The following is a 19,859-nucleotide window of genomic DNA, read 5'->3' on the forward strand; positions in this document are numbered from 1 at the left end:
TGCCCTACCGCTGCACGCCCTCGACAAGCCAGTCCATGCGCAGGATCTGCGCGTCGGCCAGCGTGCGGCCGGCGGCAATCACCTCGCGCCCGGTGTTGTCCCGCACGGGCGTTGCGCCGGCCGAGAAGGGGTGCAGGCGCCCGCGGGCGATGTCGTCCTGGCGTGCGAGCACTTCCTTGCGCACGGCGGGCGGCACGCGGCTGCCGAAGCCTTCGACGCGCACCATGCCCTCGCGCACGCCGCCCCAGAGGTTGCCGCTCTTCCAGCGGCCTTCGCGGACGGCGCTCACGCGCTCGGTGTAGTAGGCACCCCACTGGTGCGTGACGGCCAGGATCTGGGCGTCCGGGCCGATGCCCCGCATGTCCGAGTGGTAGCCGATGGCCAGGCGCCCGCGCTCCTGGGCCGCGGCCATCACCGCGGTGGACCCGGTATGGAAGGCCACAACGTCCACGCCTTCGTTGAACAGGACCATCGCCGCGTCGCGCTCCTTGGGAGGATCGAACCAGACGTTCAGCCACACCACCTTGACGGTGGCCTTCGGATCGACGGAGCGCATGCCGAGCGTGAAGGCGTTGATGCCCTGCAGCACTTCGGGAATCGGGAAGCCGGCCACGAAGCCCGCGACGTGCGAGCGCGTCATGCGGCCCGCCGCCACGCCCGCGAGGTAGCGGCCCTCGTAGTAGCGCGCGTTGGCGGTGGCCACGTTGGGGGCGGTCTTGTAACCGGTGATGGATTCGAACTTCACCTCGGGGAAGTCGCGCGCCACGCGCAGCGTGGGCTCCATGTAGCCGAAGCTGGGCGTGAAGATGATCTGGTGGCCGGTGGCGGCAAGGTCGCGGATCACGCGCTCGGCGTCCGCGCCTTCGGCCACGTTCTCGACATAGGTCGTGCGCACCTGCGGTCCCAGGGCCTTTTCCAAGGCGCGGCGGCCTTCCTCGTGCTGGCGCGTCCAGCCAGCCTCGGTGATGGGCGACACGTACACGAAGCCGGCCTTCACGGGAGCGGTGTCGGCCGGTGCGGCGGGGTTGGCGGGCGGCTGCGCCCCGGCGGTGGCAGACAGGAAAAGACAGGCGGCCGCGAACACGGCAGCGAGGTTTTTGTACATGGTGGTCCTCTACATGGTCCCGGAACTGGAAAAAGAAAAAGGCTGCCGGGACAGCAGCCTTTTGTCCGCCTCTGCGGAAGAGAGGCGAGGGATTTTACCTGCGGCCCGCCTTCCGCGGGCACGCAGGGGCCTTTGGGATCAGACCGGCGACACCACGCCGCGCCCGGCGAAATGCCCTTCCGCATTCGCCATGAACCGGTCCACGCTGGACTGCACGGCCTCGGGCGACCAGCCGGCCACGTGCGGCGTGAGCACGATGTTGTCGAGCCCGACAAGGGCCTCGGGCGGATGCGGCTCGCTCTCGTACACGTCCAGGCCCGCGCCGGCGATGCGGCGCTCGCGCAGTGCGTCGGCCAGCGCGTCGGTATCGACCACGCTGCCGCGCGCGATGTTCACGAGGTAGCCCAGCGGGCCGATGGCGTCGAGGATCTCGGCATTCACCGCGTGGCGCGTGGACGGGCCGCCGGGCGTGGCGCACACCAGGACGTCGCACCATTCGGCGAGTTCGCGCAGGCTGGAGAAATACTGGTGCGGCACGCCTTCCCGCGGGTTGCGGTTGTGGTAGCCGATCTGCATGTCGAAGCCGGACGCGCGGCGCGCGATCTTCTGGCCGATGGTGCCCAGCCCGAAGATGCCCAGGCGCTTGCCGGACACGTTCGGCGGCAGTCCGATGGCGTCGCGCCAGACGCCATCGCGGCAGAGCCGGTCGAGCGGGCGCAGGCCGCGCACGATGGAGATGAGCAGGCCGAAGGCATGGTCGGCCACGCAGTCGTCGTTGGTGCCGGCGCCGTTGGCCACGGCGATGCCGCGGGCCCTGGCGGCGTCGAGCGCGATGTTCTCGTAGCCGGCGCCCAGGGCGCAGATGAGTTCGAGCGCGGGCATGGACTCGATTTCCTGGGCCGTGAGGCCGATGGAGCCGATGGTGAGCACGGCGCGGAAGCGGCCACCCTGCGTGGCGATCGCCTGCGTGCGATCGTTGGCGGTGGGCGCGTAGTGCAGGTCGTAGGCGGCGGCGATCTGGGCCTGGTGCTGCGGCGACAGGGTGTTGAGGGCCAGGAGGGGAATGCGCGGGGTGGACACGGTGGAAGCTTCCAATCCAACAATCAAGGTCGGCATGCGCCCGGGGATCGGGCGCGGGCATGCCGCGGCGGCTGCAAGGGCCGCTGCGGCACACCGGCCGGGGTGCCGAGATTGTGCGCCAGCCTGCGGCCCCGGGGAACTACGGCCGCACGGTCTGGGTGCGCAAATTCGCATCCGCGGCGATTTCGGCCTCCGTGAAGGGGACGCGCACCCACTGCTTCGCGGAATACGCCTGGGTGTAGTCGCCCTGGTGCGGCGAGCCCGGATCGTCCGAGAGGGAATGGGTGAGCAGGGTATGGGCCTGCACCCCGCCCTCGGGGAACGTGACCACCTGCAGGTAGCTGTTGCCGTGCGGCTGGCCGTCCACGGAATATCCGCCCTGGTCGATGGGGTTTTCGGAGCAGGCGATGGTGAAGTAGCCGATGCCGGCGCACCCGCCGTACAGCGGCATCTTCCGGCCGCCGCGCACCGAGAACAGCACCTCGCCGCGTGGCGCATCCACCGCGAAGCCGCTCTGCTTCACCTTGGCCACGGCGGCGCCGAAGGCCTGCTGCAGCGCGCCGGCCGCCGCGGGATTCAGGTCGCGCGGCGTGTTCAGCGGATCGGCCGGGTCGAACGGCGTGGTGTAGAGCTGGGCGGCGGGAACCTGCACGCGGCCCCAGAACTCGTCCCACACATGCGAGCCGCGCGCATCGCTGTTGCCGGTGTTGTCCCAGGCGCGCAGGGCGGCGCAGGCGGAGGCCACGTCCACGGAGGAGCCGCCGACCGAGACCTGCGGCGAGGTGCAGACCAGCGCGAGCGCCTGGTCCTTGAAGCGCTCGGCGCTGAAGACGCGGCTGTTCAGGACCATCTGGCGCACGATGGCGCTGGTGGCCTGGCGGCCGCCGTAGCCGTCCGTGCCGGCCAGGCGCTGCAGCGCCATGGTGTGGCCCAGGCGCGTGCGCAGGCTCTGCGGTGCGCCGGTGGCGCCGAAGATGGGGGCGTAGCCGGTGAGCGGCGCATTGGCGTTGGCGAGCCAGTAGCTGTCGTTCATGTTGCCGACGTAGTCGTCGCGCTGCAGGTTGGGCATGCGCGACGGGCCGATGGCGCCCTTCTGCACGGAATCCGGATCGGACTGCCAGTCGCAGGCACTGCGGGAGCCGTCGAAGAACGGCACGCCCGGCAGCGCCGCGGCGACCGCCTTGCCGTAGGCCGTGGTGCACGAGGCCAGTTGGCTCGTGGACACATTGGGTACCGCGCCCATGTCGGCATACCAGGCCCGTGCGTTGCCGCGCCCCACCGCCACGGTGTTGACCCAGGGAATGGCGGACTCCTCGCGCTGGATGGCGATGAATTCGTCGAGCGAGCGGGCCTGGTTCCAGCGCATCCAGTTGCGGAAGGTGCGGTAGTTCTCGCCGTTGATGTCGCGGATGACGAAGGCGGTGGTCTGGTTCCATGCCAGCGCCGGGTTGAGCGTGGACAGGTTCACCAGCGGGCCCATGTCGGTCTTGTAGAGCGTGCGCGTCACGTCGACCGTGCCCGATGCCGTGCGGTTCTGCACCGTGATGGTGGTGGCCGCCATCTTCACCGGGGCGCCGTCGCGCAGGTAGCTGGTGGGATCGCCCGCGGCCAGCGTGAGCTGGAAGAAGCCGAAGCGGCGCGCGCTGGAGACCGTGTGGCTCCAGGCCACGTTGTCGTTGAAGCCGATCAGCACCACGGGGATGCCCAGGAACGACACCCCGCTCACGTTCAGCTCGCTGCCGATGGTGAGCTGCGCCTGGTAGAAGCGGTCGGGCCCCTTCCAGTACCAGTGCGGGTTGCCGAAGAGCAGCGGACTGCCCTCGCCCGTTCCGGCCGTGCCGAAACCGTACATGTTGCTGCCGATGCCTGCCGTGCCGCCGACCTGCAGCTCCGGGGCACGGGACCGGGAGGCATCCAGGGCCGCGAGCGTGGTGGCGCCATCCTTGCGCTGCGGCACGGCCTCGGCGGTGCCGGACCGGGTGGCGGCCGGCGCGGTGGCGTTGGCGATGGCCGCCGCGAAGTTGCTGTAGCCGCCCGCCAGGTTGGCAGCGTACATGCGCCGCCAAATGTCCTGCGCGGTGACGGGCTGCACCCAGGCCTCGTTGCGGCAGGCGGCGTGGGCGCCGCTGTCGGCCTGGAGGTCGCCCAGGTAGCGGTTGTAGCCGGCGGCGAAGCCCTCGACCATCTGCCGGAGCTTTTCCGGCTGGGCCGCCATCATTTTCTCCACCACGTCGGCGGAGATGACGTGGCGGTGGAAGAAGTCCGAATCGATGTTGAGCGGCCGGCCCAGCGTGCTGTTGTAGATGACCTGCGCGGACCCGCCGAAGTAGCGGGAGCGCTCGCCGCGGTAGGTGACGAAGGCATCGGCGAGGGTGCAGAGGTTATCCTGCGCCTGCGCGTAGCCGTAGCCGAAGCCCGCCCCGCCCCAGGTGGAGGCCTTGATGTGCGGCACGCCCATGGCGGTGCGGCGGATCTCCGCGCCGTAGGGAGCCAGTTCACCGTCGCCGTGACCGCCACCACAGGCGGCGAGGCTGGCGACGAAACAAAGGGAAAGCGGCCTCAGGCCGCCACGGAACGTAGTGCGCATGGTGGTGTGTCTCCTCTGGAGTCCCCTTGGCAGCCGGATGGCCGGGGCCGCCAGAGCATAGGAAAAATTGCCGCCGTGCGCTTGTACGCAGCGGCTACGTCGCCAGACGTGGAATGCGTCAGCCGCCCTGGGTGCCGCGCCAGGCCGTGTGCGCGCAGTCGTCCACGAACACGTCCACGCGGCCTGCGTCCGCCAGGAAGGACGGTGTCAGGCCGAAGCAGCGCTGGAAGGTGCGGCTCATGTGCGCGCCGTCGGTGAAGCCACCCGCCAGCGCGATGCCGGTGAGCGGCATGCCCGAGGCCATCATCTGCACGGTACGGCGGATCTTGGACCACAGCAGGTAGCGCTTGATCGACAGGCCGGTCTGTTCATGGAAGAGGTGCGTGAGCCGGCCTGGCGACAGGCAGGCCACGGCCGCCAGGTCGCACAGCGGAACCGCCATGCCATGGCTTCCGGCATCGCGCATCCGCTGCAGCACGCGCTCCACGCGCGGATCCAGGCACGGCCGGTCGGCGCCGCGGGGGCGCTTCACGGCGCTGCCGCAGGCCGCGTCCAGCATGCCGCCGCTGAGGCGGCGCAGGGCCGGGCTATCCAGCTCGCCATGCAATGCGCCTTCGAAGTCCTCGCGCAGCGCGCCGAAGCCGGCCGCATCCAGCGGCAGGATGCCCCGGCCGTCCAGGCGCGCGGCCAGCCTGCGGAACGTTCCGGAGGCCGGATCGACGTTCAGCGAAAGCAGGCCGCAGCCATCGGCGTCGAGCTGGCGGGGAACATGCGGCGCCACCAGGGCCGCGGTGCAGCGCAGCACCGTGCCATCGAGCGCGACGAGGACGAAGTGGCGGCCGGAGGCGGATGCCAGCAGGGTGGCGGAAGCGCGGGCGGTGAGGCCGGACTGGATCGCCTCCGTGATGTAGAAGAAGCGGTCATCCCAGAGATGCAGCTGGTTGGTGGTGGACATGCGGTGTGCGGCGCGGGCCCAGGCCGGCGCCGGGCTGCGTGTCCTGCGATTCTCAAGCCGCGGGCTGCCGGCCGTCGATCCGCAATGACCCGCGGGCCAGGGCTTCAATGCGGCGCGGCGAAGCGGTCGAAGTAGGCCCGCAGCGCACGCTGCCAGGCCTGCTTGTCCGCGTCCGGAACGAAGCTCGCCTCGAAGCTGTTGGACGCGAGCTGGTAGGCATGCGCCGCCGTGAGCGTGGGGACGGCCTCGAACAGGCGCACGAAATTCGTGTTCAGGTAGCCGCCGAAATAGGCGGGGTCGTCCGAGTTCACCGTGGCCGCCAGGCCAGCGTCCAGCAGGGCCTGGATGTTGTGGTCCGCCAGGTCGGGGAAGACGCACAGCTTCTCGTTGGACAGCGGGCAGACGGTGAGCGCCACCCGCTCGGCAGCCAGCCGGCGCATCAGGGCCGGGTCGTGCACGGCCTGTACGCCATGGTCGATGCGCTCGGCATGCAGCACGTCGAGCGCGCTCCAGATGTAGGCCGACGGCCCCTCCTCGCCCGCGTGCGCGACGCGGTGCAGGCCCAGTTCGCCGCAGCGTGCGAACACGCGGGCGAACTTCTCGGGTGGATGGCCCACCTCGCTCGAATCCAGGCCCACGCCAATGAAGCGGTCGCGGTAAGGCAGCGCCTGCTCCAGCGTCTCGAAGGCGTCTTCTTCGCTCAGGTGGCGCAGGAAGCACAGGATCAGCGAAGCGCTCACGCCCAGTTGCGCCCTGGCGTCCTCGCAGGCCCGGTGCAGGCCTTCGATGACCACGCCGATGGCGACGCCGCGCGCGGTGTGGGTCTGCGGATCGAAGAACATCTCCGTGTGCACGATGTGGTCGGCGGCGGCGCGCTGCAGGTAGGCCCAGGCCATGTCGTAGAAATCCTGCTCGTGCAGCAGCACGCTCGCGCCGGCGTAGTAGATGTCGAGGAAGCTCTGCAGGTTGGTGAACGCGTAGGCGCTGCGCAGCGCCTCCACGTCGGCATAGGGCAGCGCCACGCCGTTGCGCTCGGCGAGCGCGAAGATCAGCTCGGGTTCGAGCGAGCCCTCGATGTGCATGTGGAGCTCGGCCTTCGGCATGGCGCGCAGCAGGTCGGGCAGGCGCTCCGGTGCGATGGCATCGGCAGACGGCGGGGCGTCGGTACGGGAGTCGGTCATGGAAGGCCTCGGGAAAGGGGCGGCAGGAAAGCGCGCGCAACGCGCAGCATAAGGCCCTTGCGCGGCGCACGGCGGCCCGGGCACACGTCCGCTACCAGGCCGAGTCCTCGCCCTGCAGCGCGCGCCGGGCCAGCAGGAACGTGGCCGCGTTCCAGCTCTGGCCCGCCATGCCCATGGGTGCCAGTGTTCGGCCGTGGAACCACTCGGTGAAGCGCCAGTCGTCGAGCGCATTGGCGTGGGCCAGCTTCGCCAGCCCGGACCAGCCGGCGCGGTGCAGGCCCAGGCGGGCCAGCGCCATCACCCAGAAGCCGCCGACGAAGGGCCAGATGCCGCCGTTGTGGTATTGGTGCATGAGGTTCTGGCGGTGCCGGCCCATGTAGGCCCGCCACAGGTCGTGCTCGTGGGACAGCGGATGCAGCACCACGCGCACGGGCAGGGAGCTGCCCGCATGGGCGGCCTCGATGGTGTTGACGATGCTGTGCGCCATCGCCTCGTCGGCGAGGCCGGACTGGATGGCCAGCAGGTTGCCGAACACATCGCCTTCGTCGCCCACCACCGCCAGGTTCACGAAGCTCAGGAACAGGCCCGGATCGCGCCGGCCGCGCCGGGCATAGTGCTGCAGCAGCCGGGCGCGGTGGTACTCGGGCAGGTCGCGCTGGAACGGGTTGAAGAGATGGTTGAAGTGATGTTGCGTATCGTCCGCCTGGCAGAGCGAGAAGCGGCGCTTGACGTCGAACCACAGGGCGTTGGTGTAGAGCACGTAGCCCGAGCGCGGCATGATGTCCGCCCAGTCGCTGGCCTCGTTCTGCTGCAGCAGCCGGAAATGCTGGTGCTCCTGCGCGAGCAGCCAGCCGATGGCCCGCTCGACGCCATCCGCCCAGCGGTCTGCGCCCACCGAGCCGTGGCGGCGCACGTGGTCCACCGCGATCAGCCACCAGAGCGTGGCATCGATGCAGCCCAGGTACCAGAAGTCCGCATCGCGGCCCTCCGGGTCCACGTACTTGGGAATCTGCCCGTTGGGCGCCTGCTGCGAAGCCAGGGCATCGAGGCTGGCCACGGCGCCCTCCTCCAGGGCCGGCACGCCGCTGCCGCACATCGCCATGACGCACATGGCCGCGTCGCGCCCGAAGATCCGCGTGTAGCGCCGCGCCACCGCCGCCGCGGTGCGGCTCGCGGCCAGGATGCCGTGGGGCGTGAGGTTGCGTTCGAGCAGCGCGAGGGAGGCGTCCGAACAGGCATCGATCAGCGCGAGGGATTGGGCGTCGAGGGAATGGTCTGTCATGGGCATGCAATGGGCAGCGATCAGGCAGGCAGCGGGCGCGTCATGCGCCAGGCAGGCCCGCGGGGCCGGGCGACCCGGTGGCCACGCACCCTCCCGGGGGATGGAGCATCGGAGCCGGCACGGGTTCCATTGTGCAACCGGACGCGGGACTGTCCAGCCCTCCCGCGCGCGCCCGGCGTGACCGCGGGCGCCTCAGCAGGTGCCGAAGGTGATGCCGCAGCCGCGCAGGTAGCGCCGGTAGGCGGATGAGGCCTTGTCCGCGGCGGTATGCAGCTCTGCACGCAGGTCCAGCGGCAGACGCCTGGGCTGCTGGGATTCGAGCACCGGCTGGTCTTGCGTGAAGATGGTGTGCTGGAAGTCGCGCAGCCTGGCATCGGGCGAATCGAAATCCGCCACCGCCAGGCGGAACCACACGCGGCTCGATTCCTGCGTGACGGGGCAGATGTAGAGCGCGATGGACTCGCGCCAGCCCTCCACCGCGGTGGTGCCCGCTTCGGGCAGCTTGGTGAGCACCGCCGTGTACGGCCCGGTCACCTCGTAGGTGTATTCGACCTGCGCCGCCGCGGTGGAATGCAGGTTGGACTGGGGCTGCCAGGCCTTGCAGCCGGTGGCGAGCAGCCCCGTGGGCGTGGGCTCCACGCGGTAGTCGTCGATGGCCGCGGCATCGCGCGCGCCCAGCCAGCCTTCGTGCACGAAGCCGAAGTGGGACATGTCGAGGAAGTTCTCGACGATGCGCGGCGCGCTGGCCGCCACGTCGTAGGGGCCGCAGTTCAGCTTGCGCAGGCGGGCGTCGTCCTCGGCGGTGAAGGCGGGCAGTGGAAGGCCGGGGCCCTCCCCTTCGCCTGGCGCCCCGCCCTCCTGCCCGAAGGCGAGCCGCACCCAGACCAGCCCATGGGCTTCCTGCACGCCGAAGGCATCCGCACGGTGCCCCGCCGGCGGCTGGAACTGCGGCAGCGCCGGCACGTGGACACAGCGGCCGCTGCCCTCGAACTGCCATCCGTGGTAGGGGCACTCGAGCCGGCCGCCTTCCACACGGCCGAGCGACAGGCGCGCGCCGCGGTGCGGGCAGCGGTCCGGGAAGGCATGGGCACGGCCTGCCCCGTCGCGCCAGAGGACGAGCGGCTGTCCGAGCAGGTGCGCCGCGAGCGGCGCGGCGCCCAGGTCGCAGTCCGAGGCGACAGGGTGCCAGTGGTGGTGTTCGATCATCGTGGGAAGCATAGGGCAAGCACGCGCGATGCCAGGCGAAGGCGTGCAACCCCGGGCCGCACGCCGCAGAATCGGGCCCATGAATCTGCGACAGATCGAAGCCTTCCGGGCCGTGATGGTCACCGGGTCCGTCAGCGGGGCGGCGCGCCTGCTCCATGTGTCCGTGCCCGCCATCAGCCGGCTGCTGTCGCACACCGAGAGCCGGCTGGGCTTCGCGCTGTTCGAGCGCGTCAAGGGGCGCCTGCATCCCACGGCCGAGGCCCGGCGGCTGTACCTGGAGGTCGAGCAGGTCTATGGCGGCGTGCAGCGCATCGGCAGCCTGACGCGGGAACTCGCGGTGCGGCGCAGGGGCCTGGTGAGCATCCTGTCGAGCCCCAGCCTCGGACAGATGATCGTGCCGCTGGCGATCGCCCAGCTGCGGACGGCGCTGCCGGACGTGCAGGTGCATTTCCATTGCCTCAATCACGACGCGCTGAAGGAGCGCATCCTGCAGCAGCGGGCCGACCTGGGCATTTCCACCTTCCCGGTCGATCACCCGAACCTCGTCACCCGCCCCCTCGCGGCCGCCCGGCTGCTGTGCATCTGCCCGCGCAGCCATCCGCTGGCCGCGTACGAGGAGGTGGGCACGGAAGAGCTGCTGCCCCACGAACTCATCGGCTATCCGCACGGCTCGCCGCTGGGGCTGCGCATCGACCAGATGTTCGCGGCCGGCGATGCGGCACCGCGCTTCAACGTCGAGGTCACCTCCCCCCACTACGCCTGCGCGCTGGTGCATGCGGGCGCGGGGGCCGCGCTGGTGGACGAGTATTCGCTGCAGGGCTGGCTGGAGTCGCGCTTCAAGGCGATTCCGGTGCGCGGCGCACAGCCCATCGTGGCAGATCTCGTGCACCTGCAGAGCGAGCCGCTTTCGCCCGCAGCCCACGCGCTGCTGCGCTCGCTGCACAGCGTGCTGCTGCAGTGCGGGCTGGCGCTGCCGTTCGCGGACGACGCCGCGACCGGCTGAGTTCCTCTGCGCAGGGCCGGCGGGGACGCACCACGGTGGAGTGCGGGACGGGTTTTCCGCCCCCTGCCGGTGCATGGCCCGCCCGTGCGCACCGCGGGGATGCGAAGGTTTAACACGGGGTTAAACCTGCACGACAAAGCGTCATTCGACGCACCGGACACCGCTTCGAATAATCGATTGCATCACCCCCGCTGCAACGAAGAGAAGAAGGTTTCCATGACATCGCGCTCCGCTCCTGCCCGCCGTTTCCTCGACTTGGCCGTCGCCCAGATGGGCCCCGTCCACCTGGCCGACAGCAGGCCCTCCGTGGTGGCACGCCTGGTCGCGATGCTGCGCGAGGCGCACGGCCGCGGGGCGCGGTTCGTGGTGTTTCCCGAACTGGCGCTGACCACCTTCTTCCCGCGCTACTGGATGCCGGAGGCGGAGGCGCACGAGCGCTTCTTCGAGCGCAACCTGCCGGGGCCGGAAACGCAGCCGCTGTTCGACGAGGCGCGCCGGCTCGGCGTCGGCTTCTACCTCGGCTATGCGGAGCTGACCCATGAGGGCCGCGGCTTCAATTCGGCGGTGATCGTGGGGCAGGACGGTGCCATCCGCGGCCGCTACCGCAAGATCCACCTGCCCGGCCATGCGGACCACAAGCCCGGCGCGCCCTTCCAGCACCTGGAGAAGAAATTCTTCGAGGTCGGCGACCTGGGCTTCCGCGCGTTCGACACCGACGGCGTGCGCATGGGCATGTGCCTGTGCAACGACCGCCGCTGGCCCGAGACCTACCGCGTGATGGCGCTGCAGGGCGCCGAGGTGGTGGTGCTCGGCTACAACACGCCCTCGGTCAACATCCACTGGGACGAACCGGCCCACCTGCGCACCACCACGCACCTGATCTCGCTGCAGGCCAATGCCTACCAGAACGGCATCTGGGTGGCGGCCGCGGCCAAGTGCGGAGCCGAGGACGGGCACCACATGATCGGCAGCTCGGTCATCGTCGCGCCCAGCGGCGAGATCGTCGCGCGCACCACGAGCGAAGAGGACGAGGTGATCTGCGTGCGCGCCGACCTGTCGCTCGGCGAGCACTTCCGCGAGCACGTCTTCAATTTCGCGAAGCACCGCCGCCCCGAGCACTACCGCCTGATCGTCGAGCGCACCGGCGCGGGCGATCCGCTGCCCTGAACCGCCCCGGGCCGCCGCCGCATTCCCATCCCCCAGAGAAAGCCCACCATGATCCACCGCATGTTGTCCCGCTCCCTCGCGCTCCTCGCCTCGGCCGCCTGCCTGTCGGCGGCCTCCCTGCCCGCGCAGGCCGCGTGGCCCGAAAAGCCCATCACCTTCGTCGTGCCCTCGGCCGCCGGCGGCTCGCCCGACGTGCTGTCGCGGCTCGTGACCAATGAACTCTCCAAAACGCTGGGCGTGCCGGTGGTCGTCGACAACCGGCCCGGCGCCGCCGGCAACATCGGCATCCTGCAGATCAAGAGCCGCCCCGCCGACGGCTACACCATCGGCTACGGCAACGTGAACACGCTGGCGGTGAACCGCACGCTGTTCAAGAAGCTGCCCTACGACGTGGACCGCGACCTGGTGCCGGTGGCCCATGCGTTCGACCTCTACAACGTGCTGATCGTGCCCAGGGATTCCCCGATCCAGGACGTGGCCGGCCTGGTCGCCGCGGCGCGCAAGGCGCCGGGCAAGCTGTCGTTCGGCGCGCCCGGCGTGGGCACCACCGGGCACATGGGCGGCGAGCTGTTCCGCAGCATGGCCGGGATCGACGTGCTCTTCGTGCCCTACAACGGCGGCCCGGCCGCGCTGCAGGACCTGATGGGCGGGCGCATCGATTACCTGTTCGCCAACTCGTCCGAAGTGGGGCCGCTCGTGGCAGCCGGCAAGGTGCGCGCGCTGGCCGTGAGCAGCGCCAAGCGCATCGCGTTGATGCCCACCGTGCCCACGCTGGACGAATCCGGCGTGAAGGGCTACGAGACGGTGGCCTGGGGCGGCGTGGTGGCGCCGCACGGCACGCCGCCCGAGATCGTCGCGAAACTGAACGCCGCGATCAACGCCGCACTGGCCACGCCGGCCGTGCGCGAAGGGCTGGCCAGGCTCGGGGCCGTGCCGGCCGGCGGCACGCCCGCCGACTTCCAGCGCACCATCGACCGCGAGACGAAGCGCTGGGGCGAACTGATCGAGCGCAACAAGATCGAGAAGCTCGACTGATGGCCGGGCCTGCCACCCCCCCGGGCTCCGCTGCGGCCGCCCCGGACTCGCGCCTGCTGCTGCGCGGCGGCCTGCTCATCGACGGCAGCGGCGCGGCGCCGCGGCCCGCCGACCTGCTGGTCGAAGGCGACGCGATCGCCGCCGTGCTGGAGCCGGGCACCGGCGCGGCCGGCCCGCATGCGGTCATCGACATCGCCGGACGCGTGGTCGCGCCGGGCTTCATCGACTCCCACACCCACGACGACGGCTACCTGCTGGCCCATCCGGAGATGGTGCCCAAGGTCTCGCAGGGCGTGACCACGGTGGTCACGGGCAACTGCGGCATCAGCCTCGCGCCCGTGCCACCCGGCCGCGCCCTGCCGCAGCCGCTCGACCTGCTCGGCCCCCCCGACCTGTTCCGCTACCCCGGTTTCCATGCCTGGATGCAGGCGCTGCGCGAGGCCCCTGCCGCGGTCAACGTGATTCCCCTGGTGGGCCACGCCAGCCTGCGCGTGAGCGCGATGGACGACCTTCAGCGCACCGCGACGGCGGAGGAATGCGAACGCATGGCGCGCCTGCTGGAGGAGGCACTGGAGGCCGGTGCCTTCGGCCTGTCCACCGGCACCTTCTACCCACCTGCGCAGCACGCCACCACGCAGGAGATCATCGACATCGGCGAGGCCATGCGCGGCCGCGCGGTCATGGTCTATGCGACCCACCTGCGCGACGAATCCGACCGCATCGACGAAGCGATCGAGGAAGCGCTGGACATCGGCCGCGCCCTCGGCGCCCGCGTCGTGTTCTCGCACCACAAGCTGGCCGGCGAGCGCAACCATGGCCGCTCGGTGGAGACGCTCGCGCGCATCGACCGGGCCGGCCTGCTGCAGCCCGTGTGCCTCGATTGCCACCCCTACCCCGCCACCTCCACCATGCTGCGGCTGGACCGCGTGCGGCTCGCGCGGCGCACGCTCATCGCCTGGTCACGCGGCGATCCATCTGCCCAGGGCCGCGACTATGCGGACCTGCAGCGCGAATGGGGCCTGGACGACGAGGCCATGCTGCAGCGGCTCGCGCCCGCGGGTGCGATCTATTTCCTGATGGACGAGCGCGACGTGGAGCGCATCCTCGCGCACCCGCGCACCATGGTCGGCTCCGACGGCCTGCCCTTCGACCCGCATCCGCACCCGCGCCAGTGGGGCACCTTCACGCGGGTGCTGTCTCGGCTGGTGCGGGACCAGGGCCTGCTGACGCTGGAGGCGGCCGTGCACAAGATGACGGGCCTCGCCGCGGAGAACTACGGCCTGGCCGACCGGGGCCTGCTGCGCGCCGGCTGGAAAGCCGATTTCGTGGTGTTCGACCCGGCGCAGGTGCAGGACGTGGCGACCTTCGACCACCCCGTTCAGGCCAGCCGCGGCATCGAGGGAGTGTGGGTCAACGGCCTGCGGGTCTGGGATGGCCGGGAGCCGACGGGGCTGCGGCCGGGCCGGATGCTGGAGCGCTGAGCACTGCCCATGGAAAAAGGGCCGCCCACCGGGCGGCCCTTTTTCCAGCGAAGCAGGCGCAGCGCCTTACTTCTTGTCGCCGCCCGGCACGGTGCCTTCCACGCCCTTGACGTAGAAGTTGATGCCCGAGAGGAACTTGTCGTCGGCGACCACGTCCTTGGCGAGCAGTTCCTTGCCGTCCTGGCCGAGGATCGGGCCCTTCCAGATCGCGAACGAACCGTCCTTCAGGCCGGCCTTGACCTGGTCCACCTTGGCCTTGGTCTCGGCGGGAACGTCGTCGGCGATGGAGACGAGGTCGATCGCGCCTTCCTTCACGCCCCACCAGCTCTGGCCGGTGGCCCACTTGCCTTCCAGCACGTCGCGGGTGGCCTTGATGTAGTACGGGCCCCAGTTGATGACGGCGGAACCCAGGTGGGCCTTGGGACCGTAGGCGGTCATGTCGGAATCCCAGCCGAAGGCGCGCTTGCCCTTTTCCTGGGCGGTCTTGAGCACCGCGGGCGAATCGGTGTTCTGGAACAGCACGTCGGCGCCGCCGTTGATCAGCGAGGTGGCGGCCTCGGTCTCCTTCGGCGGGCTGAACCATTCGTTCACCCATACCACCTTGGTCTTGATCTTCGGGTTGACCGACTGCGCGCCCAGCGTGAAGCTGTTGATGTTGCGGATCACCTCGGGGATCGGCACCGAGCCGACCACGCCCAGCGTGTTGGTCTTGGTCATGGCGCCCGCGATCACGCCGGCCATGTAGGCACCTTCGTAGGTGCGGCTGTCGTACGTGCGCACGTTGGGCGCGGTCTTGTAGCCGGTGGCGTGCTCGAACTTCACATCCGGGAAATCGGGGGCGATCTTCTGGATCGTCTCCATGTAGCCGAAGGTGGTGCCGAAGATCAGCTTGTTGCCCTGGCCGGCCATGTCGCGCAGCACGCGCTCGGCATCGGCCGATTCGGGCACGCTCTCGACGAAGCTGGTGACGACCTTGTCGCCGAATTCCTTCTCGATGGCCTTGCGGCCGTTGTCGTGCGCGAACGACCAGCCGCCGTCGCCCACCGGGCCGACATAGGCGAACGCGATCTTCAGCGGCTCGGCCTTGGCGGGGGCAGCGGGAGCCGAGGCGGCGGGCGCGGACGCTGCCACCGGTGCCGGCTCGTCCTTCTTGCCGCAGCCCGCGAGCGCGGCGGCGGCCAGGGCGGAAAGCGCGGCGGCCTTCATCAGCGAGCGCTTGTGCAGATCGGTCATGTCGAATGTCCTTCCAGGGAAAACAGGTGAGAGAAGAAATCGGAAACGTTTGGAAACGGCAATGATGGCACGGCGCGGCGCCCCGGTCAGCCCCCGGGATGGAACGGCTTGCCCAGCGAGGCCGGCATGTTCGCGCGGATCCAGGCCGGATTGCGCGAGATCAGCGCCAGCACCACGATGGTGGCCACGTACGGCAGCATGCTCAGGAGCTGGCTGGCCACCTGCACGCCCGTGGCCTGCAGGTGGAACTGCAGCATCGTCACGCCGCCGAACAGGTAGGCTCCAAGCAACACCCGTGCCGGGCGCCAGGTGGCGAAGGTGGTGAGCGCCAGCGCGATCCAGCCGCGGCCGGCCACCATGCCCTCGACCCAGAGCGGCGTATAGACCGTGGAGATGTAGGCGCCCGACAGGCCGCACAGCGCGCCGCCCGCCACCACCGCCGCGAGGCGGATGCGGCGCACCGGGTAGCCGAGCGCGTGGGCGGATTCGGGCGATTCGCCCACCGAGCGCAGCACCAGCCCCGCGCGGGAGCGGTAGAGGAACCAGGCAAGGCCCGCGGTGAGCGCCATCGCGCCGTACACCAGCGGATGCTGGCGGAACAGCGCCGGCCCGACCAGCGGCAGGTCGCCCAGCACCGGCAGCGCGTACTGCGGCAGCGTGGGCAGCTTGGCCTGCACGTACTGGATGCCGGCGAAGGCGGAGAAGCCCGCGCCGAACAGGCTGAGGGCCAGCCCCGTGGCGTACTGGTTGGTGTTGAGCCAGATGACCAGCACGCCGAAGACGGCGGCAAGCAGCGCCCCGGCGCCCATGCCGGCCGCGAAGCCCGCCCAGGTGCTGCCGGTGTGCACGGCCGTGGCGAAGCCCGCGATGGCCGCGCAGAGCATGATGCCCTCGGCGCCGAGGTTCACGATGCCCGCCTTCTCGTTGATGAGCAGCCCGAGCGCGGCGAGTGCCAGCACGGTGCCGGCGCTGAGCGTGGAGCCCAGCAGCAGTGCGTAGGCTTCCATCACGCGGCTCCTTTCCGGGCCGGCGCGCCGACCCAGCGCACGCGGTAGGCGATCAGCGTGTCGCAGGCCAGCAGTGTGAACAGCAGCAGGCCCTGGAACACGCCCGTGAGCGATTTCGGCAGCCCGAGGCGCGACTGGGCGATCTCACCGCCGATGTAGAACATGCTCATGAGCAGCGCGGAGAACACCATGCCCACCGGATGCAGGCGCCCCACGAAGGCCACGATGATGGCCGCGAAGCCGTAGCCCGCCGGCACGTAGGGCGTGAGCTGGCCCAGGGGACCGGCCACTTCCAGCGCGCCCGCCAGGCCGGCCGCGCCGCCAGAGATGAGCAGCGCCGTCCACAGCGCACGGCGCGACGAGAAGCCGGCATAGCGCGCGGCGGCCGGGGCGAGCCCGCCCACCTGCTGGGCGAAGCCGGCCCGCGTGCGGAACAGGAACACCCACAGCGCCCCGGCGGCGGCCAGCGCGATCGGCAGGCCGATGGTCACGCGCGAGCCCTGCATCAGGCGCGGGATCTGCGTCACCCGCTCGAAGGTGCGGGTCTGCGGGAAGTTGTAGCCCATCGGGTCCTTCCACGGGCCATAGACGAGGTAGCCCAGCACCAGCGTGGCCACGTAGACCAGCATCAGGCTGACCAGGATCTCGTTGGCGTTGAAGCGGTCGCGCAGCAGCGCGGTGATGCCGGCCCAGCACATGCCGCCCAGCACGCCGGCCACCAGGATGGCCGGCACGATCCACGGCCCGGTGGTCTTGTCCGCCAGCAGCGCGATGCCGCCCGCGGCCACGGCGCCGATCACGAACTGGCCTTCCGCACCGATGTTCCACACGTTGGAGCGGAAGCACACGGCCAGCCCCAGCGCGATCAGCAGCAGCGGCGTGGCCTTGACCATCAGTTCGCCGATCGCATATTGCGTCTTGACCGGCTCCCAGAAGAACACCTGCAGGCCGCGCACCGGGTCCTTGCCCAGGGCGGCGAACAGCAGGACGCCAATCAGCACGGTGAAGGCCAGCGCGAGCAGCGGCGAGCCATAGGTCCACAGGCGCGAGGCCTGCGGACGCGGTTCAAGCTTGAGCATGCACGCCCTCCGGATGGTCTTCGCTCTCCCGACGCCCCAGGTGCGCCTGCACGTCGGCGTTCCACAGGCCGCTCATCCATTCGCCGATGCGCTCCACCGTGGCGTCGGCCCGGTCGATGGAGGGCGACAGATGCCCCTTGGCGATCACGTGCAGGCGGTCGGAGATCTCGAACAGCTCGTCCAGCTCCTCGCTCAGCACCAGCACCGCGCATCCCGCGTCGCGCAGCGCCAGGATCTCGCCGCGGATCTGCGCGGCCGCGCCCACGTCCACGCCCCAGGTGGGCTGCGAGACGATCAGCAGCTTCGGGCCGGCGTCGATCTCGCGGCCCACGATGAATTTCTGCAGGTTGCCGCCGGAGAGCGACTTCGCCGCCGCCAGCGGGCCTCCAGCCTTCACCTGGAAGCGCTCGATGATGCGGCGCGCCTGCGCGGCCAGCGCGCCGGTGCGCACCCAGCCGCCCGAGCCGACGCAGTCGGAGCGCGTGAGCAGCAGGTTGTCGGCCAGGCCCATGGTGGGCACGGCGCCGCGGCCCAGGCGTTCCTCGGGCACGAAATGCAGGCCCAGCGCACGGCGCGCGCGCGGGCCCATGCGGCCGGCCGGGCGGCCCGCCACGCGCACCATGGCCGGTGCGGCGCGCGTGTCCTCTCCCGAGAGCGCGTAGAGCAGTTCCTTCTGGCCGTTGCCCGACACGCCCGCGATGCCGACGACCTCGCCGGCCCGCACGGAAAAGCCGACGTCGATCAGCTCCACGCCGAACGGATCCTCCCGCTGCAGGCTGAGGCCCTCCACCTCCAGCACGGCGTCGCCCGTGCGAGCGGGCCGGTGCTGCAGGGCCGGCGGCTCCGCGCCGATCATGAGCCGCGACAGCGAGGCGTTCGATTCCTCCGACGGATTGCACACGCCCGTCACCTTGCCGCCGCGCAGCACCGTGCACGCCGTGCACAGCGCGCGGATCTCGTGCAGCTTGTGGCTGATGTAGAGGATGCTGCAGCCCTCTGCGCTCAGCTGGCGCAGCACCACGAAGAGCTTTTCGACCGCCTGCGGCGTGAGCACCGACGTGGGCTCGTCCAGGATCAGCAGGCGCGGCGAGGTGAGCAGCGCGCGGATGATCTCCACCCGCTGCATCTCGCCCACCGACAACGTGTGCACCGGGCGCAGCGGATCGATGTCCAGGCCGTACTGCGCGGCGGTGTCGCGGATGCGACGCGTGACCTCGGCCAGCGCCAGGTGCTTGTCCAGCCCCAGCCAGACGTTCTCGGCCACCGTGAGGGTGTCGAACAGGCTGAAATGCTGGAACACCATCGCGATGCCCAGCTGCCGCGCCTCCTGCGGATTGCGCACTGCCACCGGCCGGCCATCGAACCACACCGCGCCCTCGTCGGGCTTGACCGAGCCGTAGATGATCTTCATCAGCGTGGACTTGCCGGCGCCGTTCTCGCCGAGCACCGCGTGCACCTCGCCGGGCTGCACGGTGAGCGACACGCCGCTGTTGGCCACCACGGCCGGGTAGCGCTTGGTGATGCCCGACAGCTGCAGGCGCGGCGGCGCACCGGCGCCAGCTGGCGGGAAGGGGGGAGCATTCATGCGGACGATTGTCTCTTGGATTGAATTGTGCGGCGCAGAAAGAAGGAGCGCCCGACAGGACCATGCAAGCACCGTGCCGTGCCGGTGCGTGGAATACCGCCCCGGTGCCCTCTATCATCCGAAGAGTTCCTCCGGCCTAGAGCGTGTTATGAACTTCCCGCCGCAGCCAGCACCCGTGCAGCGGCGGGCAACATGAGCACGGCAAAGACCAGGAAATGCAGACCGCCGAGCACTTCGGGTAGTCGCTCATAGTCCCGCGTGAGTCTGCGGAATCTCGCCAGCCAGCCGAAGCTGCGCTCTACTACCCAGCGTCGGGGCAGCAGCACGAAGCCCTTTTTCGCCTCGGGCAGCTTCACGATCTGCAGATCGATGCCGTTGTCCCTTGCAGCCTCTGCTGCCACCTCGCCCGTGTAGCCCTGGTCCGCCCAGCCCAGCTTCACCGAGTGGCCCGTTGCCTGCTGTACGTCTTCGCACAGATGCTGCACCTGCGCTCGTTCCTGCTCATTGGCCGGCGTGACATGCACCGCCAGCAGATGCCCCAGGGTGTCCACGGCCATGTGAACCTTGCTGCCTCGCTTGCGCTTGTAGCCGTCGTAACCCGCACGCGGTCCGCTCTCGCAGCTCGACTGCAATGTCCGCCCATCCATCACCATGGCACTGGGTTGTCCCTGGCGCCCTTGCGCCACGCGGATGATGGAGCGCAGGTCCGACACCATCGCCTCGAAGCAGCCCGCTTCCAGCCAGCGTCGGGTTTGCTGGTAGACCGCCTCCCAAGGAGGTAGATCGTTGGGCAGCATTCGCCAAGGCGCGCCCGCGCGCACCAGCCAGCGCAGCGCGTTGAAGACTTCGCGCAGATCGTGCTCGCGCTGGGGC

General features: G+C 70.3%; 16 protein-coding genes. 4 read left to right on the forward strand and 12 right to left on the reverse strand.

Annotated features, from left to right (window positions below):
- Nucleotides 1–4: 4 nt before the first annotated feature.
- From T336_RS0104915 to T336_RS0104945, 7 genes are all read right to left on the reverse strand, one after another.
- Nucleotides 5–1,105, reverse strand: coding sequence for a BMP family ABC transporter substrate-binding protein (locus T336_RS0104915; protein WP_026431698.1), 1,101 nt, complete (start codon nt 1,103–1,105; stop codon nt 5–7).
- A 138-nt stretch (nt 1,106–1,243) separates the two neighbouring features.
- Nucleotides 1,244–2,221: a 2-hydroxyacid dehydrogenase gene (locus T336_RS0104920; RefSeq protein WP_035225285.1), complete on the reverse strand. Its 978-nt coding sequence runs from the start codon at nt 2,219–2,221 to the stop codon at nt 1,244–1,246.
- Nucleotides 2,222–2,324: 103 nt separating this feature from the next.
- On the reverse strand, nt 2,325–4,772 hold the full coding sequence (locus T336_RS0104925; RefSeq protein ID WP_026431700.1) for a penicillin acylase family protein: 2,448 nt from the start codon (nt 4,770–4,772) through the stop codon (nt 2,325–2,327).
- Between the two features lie 118 nt (nt 4,773–4,890).
- Nucleotides 4,891–5,727 carry a helix-turn-helix domain-containing protein gene (locus T336_RS0104930; protein ID WP_026431701.1) on the reverse strand — a complete coding sequence of 279 codons (837 nt, stop codon included), beginning with the start codon at nt 5,725–5,727 and terminating at the stop codon, nt 4,891–4,893.
- Nucleotides 5,728–5,831: 104 nt separating this feature from the next.
- Entirely contained in the window at nt 5,832–6,908 is a 1,077-nt protein-coding gene (locus T336_RS0104935; RefSeq protein ID WP_051647054.1) for an adenosine deaminase, read from the reverse strand.
- 91 nt (nt 6,909–6,999) lie between these two features.
- Entirely contained in the window at nt 7,000–8,190 is a 1,191-nt protein-coding gene (locus T336_RS0104940) for an amylo-alpha-1,6-glucosidase (protein WP_026431703.1), read from the reverse strand.
- Nucleotides 8,191–8,382: 192 nt separating this feature from the next.
- On the reverse strand, nt 8,383–9,396 hold the full coding sequence (locus tag T336_RS0104945) for an aromatic ring-hydroxylating dioxygenase subunit alpha (protein ID WP_026431704.1): 1,014 nt from the start codon (nt 9,394–9,396) through the stop codon (nt 8,383–8,385).
- 79 nt (nt 9,397–9,475) lie between these two features.
- Between T336_RS0104945 and T336_RS0104950 the strand changes: the two genes are divergently transcribed.
- The 4 genes from T336_RS0104950 to T336_RS0104965 all read left to right on the forward strand — a co-directional run bounded on the left by T336_RS0104950 (nt 9,476) and on the right by T336_RS0104965 (nt 14,082).
- Nucleotides 9,476–10,399, forward strand: coding sequence for a LysR family transcriptional regulator (locus T336_RS0104950; protein ID WP_026431705.1), 924 nt, complete (start codon nt 9,476–9,478; stop codon nt 10,397–10,399).
- A gap of 216 nt (nt 10,400–10,615) precedes the next feature.
- Nucleotides 10,616–11,566 (forward strand): N-carbamoyl-D-amino-acid hydrolase, encoded by a 951-nt coding sequence (locus T336_RS0104955; protein WP_020425079.1) that lies wholly within the window; start codon nt 10,616–10,618, stop codon nt 11,564–11,566.
- A 48-nt stretch (nt 11,567–11,614) separates the two neighbouring features.
- The gene (locus T336_RS0104960; protein ID WP_019703629.1) at nt 11,615–12,601 is read left to right on the forward strand and encodes a Bug family tripartite tricarboxylate transporter substrate binding protein; all 987 of its coding nucleotides are present in this window, start codon (nt 11,615–11,617) and stop codon (nt 12,599–12,601) included.
- Nucleotides 12,601–14,082, forward strand: a complete 1,482-nt coding sequence (locus T336_RS0104965; protein WP_026431706.1) for an N-acyl-D-amino-acid deacylase family protein — start codon at nt 12,601–12,603, stop codon at nt 14,080–14,082. Before T336_RS0104960 ends, T336_RS0104965 begins: the two co-directional genes overlap by 1 nt.
- 66 nt (nt 14,083–14,148) lie before the next feature.
- Here T336_RS0104965 and T336_RS0104970 read toward each other — a convergent pair whose 3' ends face one another.
- The 5 genes from T336_RS0104970 to T336_RS0104990 form a co-directional block, all read right to left on the reverse strand.
- Nucleotides 14,149–15,315, reverse strand: a complete 1,167-nt coding sequence (locus tag T336_RS0104970; protein ID WP_026431707.1) for a BMP family ABC transporter substrate-binding protein — start codon at nt 15,313–15,315, stop codon at nt 14,149–14,151.
- A gap of 86 nt (nt 15,316–15,401) precedes the next feature.
- A complete protein-coding gene (locus tag T336_RS0104975) occupies nt 15,402–16,322 on the reverse strand; it encodes an ABC transporter permease (protein WP_013593596.1) in 921 nt (306 codons plus the stop codon).
- The gene (locus T336_RS0104980) at nt 16,322–17,401 is read right to left on the reverse strand and encodes an ABC transporter permease (protein WP_026431708.1); all 1,080 of its coding nucleotides are present in this window, start codon (nt 17,399–17,401) and stop codon (nt 16,322–16,324) included. The genes T336_RS0104975 and T336_RS0104980 overlap by 1 nt, the downstream gene beginning before the upstream one ends.
- Nucleotides 17,388–18,986 (reverse strand): ABC transporter ATP-binding protein, encoded by a 1,599-nt coding sequence (locus tag T336_RS0104985; RefSeq protein ID WP_026431709.1) that lies wholly within the window; start codon nt 18,984–18,986, stop codon nt 17,388–17,390. The genes T336_RS0104980 and T336_RS0104985 overlap by 14 nt, the downstream gene beginning before the upstream one ends.
- Nucleotides 18,987–19,132: 146 nt before the next feature.
- On the reverse strand, nt 19,133–19,859 hold a 727-nt coding region (locus T336_RS0104990; RefSeq protein WP_026431710.1), incomplete at its 5' end, for an IS5 family transposase.

This window comes from Paracidovorax oryzae ATCC 19882 (genome assembly GCF_000687165.1).
Lineage (GTDB): Bacteria > Pseudomonadota > Gammaproteobacteria > Burkholderiales > Burkholderiaceae_C > Paracidovorax > Paracidovorax oryzae.

Coding starts and splice junctions, on each gene's coding strand:
- T336_RS0104915 (WP_026431698.1), bottom strand. CDS start 1,105: ATGTACAAAAACCTCGCTGCCGTGTTCGCGGCCGCCTGTCTTTTCCTG.
- T336_RS0104920 (WP_035225285.1), bottom strand. CDS start 2,221: ATGCCGACCTTGATTGTTGGATTGGAAGCTTCCACCGTGTCCACCCCG.
- T336_RS0104925 (WP_026431700.1), bottom strand. CDS start 4,772: ATGCGCACTACGTTCCGTGGCGGCCTGAGGCCGCTTTCCCTTTGTTTC.
- T336_RS0104930 (WP_026431701.1), bottom strand. CDS start 5,727: ATGTCCACCACCAACCAGCTGCATCTCTGGGATGACCGCTTCTTCTAC.
- T336_RS0104935 (WP_051647054.1), bottom strand. CDS start 6,908: ATGACCGACTCCCGTACCGACGCCCCGCCGTCTGCCGATGCCATCGCA.
- T336_RS0104940 (WP_026431703.1), bottom strand. CDS start 8,190: ATGACAGACCATTCCCTCGACGCCCAATCCCTCGCGCTGATCGATGCC.
- T336_RS0104945 (WP_026431704.1), bottom strand. CDS start 9,396: ATGATCGAACACCACCACTGGCACCCTGTCGCCTCGGACTGCGACCTG.
- T336_RS0104950 (WP_026431705.1), top strand. CDS start 9,476: ATGAATCTGCGACAGATCGAAGCCTTCCGGGCCGTGATGGTCACCGGG.
- T336_RS0104955 (WP_020425079.1), top strand. CDS start 10,616: ATGACATCGCGCTCCGCTCCTGCCCGCCGTTTCCTCGACTTGGCCGTC.
- T336_RS0104960 (WP_019703629.1), top strand. CDS start 11,615: ATGATCCACCGCATGTTGTCCCGCTCCCTCGCGCTCCTCGCCTCGGCC.
- T336_RS0104965 (WP_026431706.1), top strand. CDS start 12,601: ATGGCCGGGCCTGCCACCCCCCCGGGCTCCGCTGCGGCCGCCCCGGAC.
- T336_RS0104970 (WP_026431707.1), bottom strand. CDS start 15,315: ATGACCGATCTGCACAAGCGCTCGCTGATGAAGGCCGCCGCGCTTTCC.
- T336_RS0104975 (WP_013593596.1), bottom strand. CDS start 16,322: ATGGAAGCCTACGCACTGCTGCTGGGCTCCACGCTCAGCGCCGGCACC.
- T336_RS0104980 (WP_026431708.1), bottom strand. CDS start 17,401: ATGCTCAAGCTTGAACCGCGTCCGCAGGCCTCGCGCCTGTGGACCTAT.
- T336_RS0104985 (WP_026431709.1), bottom strand. CDS start 18,986: ATGAATGCTCCCCCCTTCCCGCCAGCTGGCGCCGGTGCGCCGCCGCGC.